The sequence below is a fragment of the Thiocystis minor genome (assembly GCF_016653465.1).
GTDB lineage: Bacteria > Pseudomonadota > Gammaproteobacteria > Chromatiales > Chromatiaceae > Chromatium > Chromatium minus.
The window spans coordinates 1-6662 of record NZ_NHSQ01000122.1; the positions used below are offsets into that span (position 1 = coordinate 1).

Annotated in this window: 9 protein-coding genes; all 9 read left to right on the top strand. The window is 60.3% G+C overall.

What is annotated here, in order from left to right; translation table 11 throughout:
* The coding region (locus tag CCR95_RS17000) for a YfjI family protein (protein WP_201096483.1) at positions 1 to 2402 on the top strand (2402 nt) is incomplete at its 5' end.
* Complete coding sequence (locus CCR95_RS17005) at positions 2399 to 3154, top strand: hypothetical protein (protein WP_201096486.1); 756 nt, start codon at positions 2399 to 2401, stop codon at positions 3152 to 3154. The genes CCR95_RS17000 and CCR95_RS17005, both read left to right, overlap by 4 nt.
* Entirely contained in the window at positions 3151 to 3504 is a 354-nt protein-coding gene (locus tag CCR95_RS17010; RefSeq protein WP_201096487.1) for a hypothetical protein, read from the top strand. Before CCR95_RS17005 ends, CCR95_RS17010 begins: the two co-directional genes overlap by 4 nt.
* A 65-nt stretch (positions 3505 to 3569) precedes the next feature.
* The gene (locus CCR95_RS17015) at positions 3570 to 3887 is read left to right on the top strand and encodes a hypothetical protein (RefSeq protein ID WP_201096489.1); all 318 of its coding nucleotides are present in this window, start codon (positions 3570 to 3572) and stop codon (positions 3885 to 3887) included.
* 196 nt (positions 3888 to 4083) lie between these two features.
* Entirely contained in the window at positions 4084 to 4521 is a 438-nt protein-coding gene (locus CCR95_RS17020) for a hypothetical protein (RefSeq protein WP_207188661.1), read from the top strand.
* A complete protein-coding gene (locus tag CCR95_RS17025; protein WP_201096494.1) occupies positions 4518 to 4718 on the top strand; it encodes a sigma factor-like helix-turn-helix DNA-binding protein in 201 nt (66 codons plus the stop codon). The genes CCR95_RS17020 and CCR95_RS17025 overlap by 4 nt, the downstream gene beginning before the upstream one ends.
* A gap of 5 nt (positions 4719 to 4723) precedes the next feature.
* Entirely contained in the window at positions 4724 to 5185 is a 462-nt protein-coding gene (locus CCR95_RS17030) for a hypothetical protein (RefSeq protein ID WP_201096496.1), read from the top strand.
* An 89-nt stretch (positions 5186 to 5274) separates the two neighbouring features.
* Positions 5275 to 5676: a DUF5681 domain-containing protein gene (locus CCR95_RS17035; protein ID WP_201096497.1), complete on the top strand. Its 402-nt coding sequence runs from the start codon at positions 5275 to 5277 to the stop codon at positions 5674 to 5676.
* Complete coding sequence (locus CCR95_RS17040) at positions 5660 to 5827, top strand: hypothetical protein (RefSeq protein ID WP_201096499.1); 168 nt, start codon at positions 5660 to 5662, stop codon at positions 5825 to 5827. Before CCR95_RS17035 ends, CCR95_RS17040 begins: the two co-directional genes overlap by 17 nt.
* The last annotated feature ends 835 nt before the right edge of the window (positions 5828 to 6662 follow it).

The window sequence follows — 6662 nt, forward strand, 5'->3', positions numbered from 1 at the left end:
TGGCCGACTATCCAGCGTGCAATACCTATTTCTCGGTGTCGGCACTCAAGCCCGACGCCAGCGGCGCGAGAAAGCGGAGAAAGGAGAATTTCTCGCGTCAGTTTGTGGTGGTCCTGGACGACTCGCCTCCGCTGCCGGGGATCGAAGCGACCTGGATCTTGGAAACGAGCCAGCCGGAGGGTCGCAGCAATACGCAGATCGGTTTCCTTCTCACCGATCCGATTACCGACATCGGCATTGCGGGAAGACTCAATCAGGCGTTGGCGGATGCCGGGCACCTGCCGAACGATAAAAGCGGCAACAACCCGGTGCGTTACGTCCGCCTGCCTGTTGGCTCGAATACCAAGCATCAACCAGCACACCAACACCGCCTGCTGGCCTGGAATCCCGATGGTCGCGTCACCCTGGACGAACTGATCGGCGCGCTCGGATTTGACCGCGACGCGATCTTGAACGAGCCAGCACCTCAGCCGAAACCGGAGCGGGTGCGGGCGGATACCTCGCATCATGACCGATCCGAAGGTGGATTTTTCCGCTCGGTCAAAGACGCTGCGCTTGCCAATATGGACTGTTGGGTGCCTGTCATTTTCCCGTCCGCAAAACCGTATCAAGGCGGCTACCGCGTCACGTCCAAATCGCTTGGGCGACCCCACCTGGAAGAGGATCTTTCGCTCCACCCGTCCGGGATCAAGGACCACGGCGAAGAGCACGGCCTGACGGCAATCGATGTCGTGATGAAGTGGGGGACTCCGGCGCGCACTGCCAACGAGGCGGCGCTATGGCTTTGCAGCCAGATAGGCATTGATCCGGTATCGCTGGGATGGAACGAGCCGACTCCTGATGTCGATTTCAGCGGTAAGTCTGACCAAGCCAGTACCGGCGTCAAGGGCGAGCGCGCGCGCACGGATGACCGCGCGAACCAACGTCAGGAAGGCGAATGGCCGGAGCCGCAACCGATCACGGTTCAGGTTTCTCCAGAAGCCTATCCGCTGGACGCTCTCCCCAGGACCGTGCGGATGGCGGTCGAGGAGGTGCGCGCGTTCGTCAAGGCTCCGCTGGCGCTGATCGCATCGTGCTCGCTGTCGGCGCTCTCGGTGGCGATCCAGGGGCACTACGACATCAAGCGTGCCGAGAAGCTTGTCGGCCCCGTGTCGCTGGATCTATTGACCATCGGCGACAGCGGCGAGCGTAAGACCACCGTGGACGGGTTCTTTACTGCCGCGATCCGTGCCCACGAAGCCAAGGAGACCGAAGCCGCCAAGCCCGAACTGAAACGCTATGCGGCGAACATGGCCTCGTGGAAGTCCAAGCAGGAAGGCGTCTTAGCCGCCACCAGGGACGCGGCGAAGAAGGCGAAGAATACCGACGAACTGGACGCAGAGATGGAGCTGTTGCAGTTGGATGAGCCGGAAGCTCCGCGCGTTCCTAAGCTGCTGATGGGCGACGAGACCCCCGAAAATATGGCGTGGAGTCTGGCGAAGAACTGGCCCTCGTCCGGTGTCATTTCCAGCGAAGCGGGGTTGATCTTCGGTGCGCATGGCATGGGCAAGGACAGCATCATGCGGAATCTGGCGCTGCTGAATATTTTATGGGACGGCGGCACGCACTCCGTTGGGCGGAGGACTTCAGAGTCCTTTGTCGTGAAAGGCGCTCGCCTGACCGTGGCGCTGCAAATCCAGGAGACGACGCTCCGCAGTTTCTTCGACCGTGCTGGTGGACTCGCCAGAGGAACGGGGTTCCTGGCTCGCTTCCTCCTCGCGTGGCCGGAATCGACGCAAGGGTATCGCCCCTTCACCGAGGCACCCGAGGCATGGCCCCATCTGGCGCTATTCAATCGACGACTGACCGACATTCTGGAGCAGCCGGTTCCGCTTACGGACGATGGGACGCTGGAGCCGGTCATGCTCACGCTCTCACCGGAAGCGAAAGCCGCCTGGATCGCGTTTCACGATGCCATCGAGGAGGCACTGAAAGCAGGCGGGGAACTGCACGACGTGCGCGACGTGGCCAGCAAGACCGCCGACAACGCGGTGCGAATTGCGGCGCTGTTTCATATCTTCGAGGGCGGTATCGGACCGGTCAGCATGGAAGCGTTCGAGGGCGCAAGCCAGATTGCCGCATGGCACTTGACCGAGGCGCGGCGGTTCTTTGGCGAACTGGCCATTCCCGAGGAATTGGTGGACGCGGCGAAGCTCGACGCCTGGCTGGTGGAGCATTGCCTGCGCCACCGCATCGACCGCGTGAGCAAGCGTTACGTGCGTCAGCATGGGCCTCTGAGAGATGGAAGCCGACTGGAGACAGCGATTCAAGAGTTGGTGGAAATGGATCGGCTGAGGGCAGAGAAGGAGGGGCGGAGAACGATCCTGTTGCTCAACCCGGCGCTTTGCGAGGGCGGATTATGAGCATCGCTGACCTGATCCGAAAAACGCGCGCCGGGGACTTTGCTACGGCTACGGTTGCTACTGTTGCTACACATAGCCCGCAAAAGCCCGTTTACGCAACGCAACAAGGCCGAACCGTAGCACCAGTAGCAGATGTAGCCGTAGCAAACCCCCGGAACGCTGAAAACGCGATTGCAGCAAATGACGATCCCGAGCCGGTAAAAATCTACCGCCTGTTCGTCATCACCCGGCCAAACAGCGAGCAGTTCAGCCTGAGCAGAACTCCGCCCGCGACCCTGGCCGAGATCCAGGCGGACTATCCCGATTGTCGGATCGAGCCGATACCGGACCCGCCGCCTGCTGCCGCACTCGCCGACGACGACAAGGCGCTCGCCCTGGCGCTGCTGGATCACTGGCAGGAGGATGACCCGGACACCCGCCGCGGCTGGCTGGACGGGTTACGCGATCCCGAGCGGCTGGCAGGTATGCGAGCAATGGCGCATGCGCTCGGTGTGGCGGTCGCCGTGACACTCCCGCCTGACGACAGGCGCACCTGTCGGCAATGCCGGAATCTTTCCCGCAACGGTCGATGTCAGGCCGCCGAAGCTGGACGGCTACCGTTGACAGGCACTCGCTACGAACCCGATCAGAACGCGCTACAGCGGTGCGTGGGCTATGCACCTGGAGCGGATGACCCAGACAGGCGACCCGGTAAAGAACGGTTCCCAGGGTTGCATGCGCGGCTGTGGGCAACGGCGAGGGCACCGCGATGAACGATCTAACGACTATCCCAATTCCAACTGCCGCCCTGGAGCGGTTGCGGCAAGCGGCTCGTCTCAATTCTGAGATAAACACCTGGAAGCCTGCGCCGGGCGATGTGCTGGAAGGCGTGCTTGCTGGTTCGCGCATGGCATCCGGCCCATTCGGCGAGCAGCGGCAGATGATTATCCAGACGCCAGCGGGCGCACTGATCGCGGCATGGCTCACTGACTGGTTGCTGTCGCAGATGAAAGCCCAGCAAGCCGAGCGTGGGGATCTGGTCAGCCTCATGTTTCATGGACGCGAGCAAGGCAAGACGGGCAAGGCGTTCAACCGCTACTCGGTCACGGTCCTGAAGCCGTAGCCCCACCACCCATTCGCGCGTCATCGTGGCGCGCGTCCTAACCGAATCACCGAGGACCGAGAACGATGACCGAAAAGCGCATGCCCTACATCACCGACGCGCAGACCAAAGCGGCTCACGACCTGATGATGAGTGAAACCATGCAACGCCTGTGCGCCATGGCCGATGGCCTCGATATGAACCCGACCGACCCGGCGAACATTAAGACCGCGCTCGCGACAACCGGGATGAGCGTGATTCGCGGGCTGGACCATGGCCGCATCCACTTCGATGACGAGCACGACAAGATCATGCTTTTCGGCCTCTTGGTTGTGGCGATGGAAATCGTCATGGACGGCGAATTCGCGTCAGGGCTGACGCGGCAGACTGTGATGATGCAGTGATCTGGCATGAAGGGTATCGCCGACAGCGACCCCCTTCGATCATCGGCAAGACCAATAAGCAACTTGCCTTTTTCGTTGTATCAACGATAATCGAGACACCGATTAACCGTTGATACAACGAGAAATGAGCGACCACAAACCACGCGGCAGGCCAAAGATCGACGCACCGCTCACGCCCGGCGAGCGCACCCGGCGATTGATCGGCAAGGCGGATGCGGCGCTGCACCTGGATACCTTGCTCGGACCCATGCCCGACTCGGTTCTCCTGCTGGCGCTGACGAAAGCCTATCGCGCCAAGTCGGCACCCGCCTTTGCTCGCATCGCTGGAGAACTGGCGTCACGGCTGGGATTAAGCGTTGAAACAACGAATATTCCGAGCCTACCGATTATCGTTGAAACAACGGATATTCAGCCTGTCGAGATTCCCGTTGTCACAACGGAAATCCAGCCGTCCATCATTCCCGTTGTAACAACGGATATTCCCGGCCTGAGCAAAGACAAAGCCGCCCGCGACCGTCGCATTCGGGAACTGGAGGGCATCCCCGAGCGGCGCGCGTCCGAGATACTCAAGTCTGAAGGTTTCAAGTGCTCGCCGCGTACCGTCTCGAATGTGCGGAAACGGCTGGCACCATGACCGAACTGTCACAAGTCGAAATCGCTGATGCGCTCGGAGTCAGCCCAGGTCGCGTCTCCCAACTCGAACAGGTGGCGATGCGGAAATGCCGCGCATGGCTCAAGGACCGCGGCATCGGCGCTGCTGATTTGCCGGACGGCACACCACTCGACCCGCCGACTGGCGCGGTCATTCATTCAGAAATACCCAAGGAATAATCCCAATGATCGAATCTCAATCGCCGCTAAAAACCTTCGTTGAGCAGGAACTCGCCAGCCACGGCTGGTCCGTCGTCGACTTGGCGATTGCCAAAAAGATGCGTCCGTTTGTTTTTGATACTCGCAGCTGGGGATCGGTACGCGACAGCATTGTCGAGCGCAACCGGCACGAGCACGAATGGATGCTCAATGACGCACGGCAACGCGGGATTCTGTATTCCGCAAAGCTGAAAGACATTGGACTGGTTCCCGTGATCGCGTTGTCAAAGGCGAGACTGACCGAGCGCATGGGCTGGCACGGAATCATCGTTGAATCTATCCAGCCGTGGGAGGAGCCGAAGCCGGAGCCAGTCCCCGAGGTCAAGCCCGAGCCGATGCAGACCGGGTATCCGTTCGGTGGAGGCGCGAAGGTTGTCCATTGCCCGGCGGCTGCTGACGCCCCGCGTGTGGTGGATGCCACCCGTTAATCGAATCATCGGCGGTGACGATAACTATAGGCATCGTCAATCGTTATCGCCGATACTATTGAGTATTGATCGGAGCAAGGAGAAACAAGGTGCCCTTCGTGAAAGGCAAATCGGGAAATCCCAGTGGTCGACCTGCTGGCATCGTCAGTCAGATGAAGCTGCGCCAGTCCATCGAGAAGGATATTCCCGCGATCCTGGCCGCGATGGTGGAGCAGGCCAAGGCGGGCGATACCCAGGCGGCGCGGTTGCTGCTGGACCGCACCTTACCCAGCATCAAGCCGATGGATCAACCCGTCACTCTGCCCCTGGCTGGTGATGATCTGGCATCCGATGGCCGCGCCATCTTGACGGCGACCGGCAACGCCGACATCACGCCGGAGCAGGCAAGCCGTCTACTGGCCGGGCTTGGCAGTCTGGCGCGAGTGGTCGAAGTCGGTGAACTCATCAAACGAATCGAAAGCCTGGAGGCGAAGTATGCAGAATCGGATTGAGAGCAGGATCGAGAAGCTGGAGAACGCGATGGGTGCAGGTGCGGCGCGCGTGGTGCTGGTCTTTGGAGATGACGCCGAACCGCCCGAGGTCGAGGGCGCGGTGGTGGTGGTGCGAGTGGTCTTCGGCAAGGGAGGGGCGCATGACGATTAGACGCAGAGTTGAATGTCTTGAGCAGCGCGGCGCGGATGCCCGGTTGCCGAGTCTGGCTGAATCCCTGCTGGCTGAACGTGGTAAGCCGTTGGGGCTGGCATCGGAAGCCTTGACGCCAGAGATTGCGGCGGCACGGATGCGAGTGCATCAGATGCGAGCCGGAGCAGAGTGCAAACCTGCACCTTGACCAGACAGACACCCAGCCCGACACACCCGCCGCTTGGCGGGTTTTTTGTGGGGCATGGATTCTGGACAGCCGTTCGTCGGAAAAAAAAATGGGCAGCGATCCCTTGGCGGGGGTAACTTTGGGGGTAACAGCGTCAATCTTAAAAAATAATTGCTTTGTTATACAGCGACTTACGCCGATAATTCGGTAGACCTCGGCCCATACAACTCAAGCCTTTACCCGGTGATCGATACCACCTTCAATTTCCCGACGTGACTTAAACGTGACTTAAACGTGACTTAAACGTGACTCGTGACTCGTCGCTCTCGATCATCGCGACGGCTGCCCGCACATCCTCCGGCGCAAGATGCGCGTATCTCTCGGTCATCTTGACCGTCGTATGCCCCAGCAGATTGCGAACAGCGGTCAGCGGTACCCCTTCGATTCCGCGCAGCGGAGAGTTCTGAAAAAATCCAAATAGGATTCAGGGCGTGCGGCGAGCTTGCGATTCCATCCGGCCACGCTGGCGCAGGTGAGCTATTTGTAGCGGCCTGCAAACATCCGCGGCCCGACCTGCAAACATCGCAATTTTCGACCCGAATTAACTGCAAATATCGGGGATCCAGGACCCGGATTATTTGCCAACGAACCCAGATTATTTGCAAACAG

Excerpts from the sequence above, each read along its gene's own strand:
- CCR95_RS17005 (WP_201096486.1), top strand. The coding sequence starts at position 2,399 with ATGAGCATCGCTGACCTGATCCGAAAAACGCGCGCCGGGGACTTTGCT.
- CCR95_RS17010 (WP_201096487.1), top strand. The coding sequence starts at position 3,151 with ATGAACGATCTAACGACTATCCCAATTCCAACTGCCGCCCTGGAGCGG.
- CCR95_RS17015 (WP_201096489.1), top strand. The coding sequence starts at position 3,570 with ATGACCGAAAAGCGCATGCCCTACATCACCGACGCGCAGACCAAAGCG.
- CCR95_RS17025 (WP_201096494.1), top strand. The coding sequence starts at position 4,518 with ATGACCGAACTGTCACAAGTCGAAATCGCTGATGCGCTCGGAGTCAGC.
- CCR95_RS17030 (WP_201096496.1), top strand. The coding sequence starts at position 4,724 with ATGATCGAATCTCAATCGCCGCTAAAAACCTTCGTTGAGCAGGAACTC.
- CCR95_RS17040 (WP_201096499.1), top strand. The coding sequence starts at position 5,660 with ATGCAGAATCGGATTGAGAGCAGGATCGAGAAGCTGGAGAACGCGATG.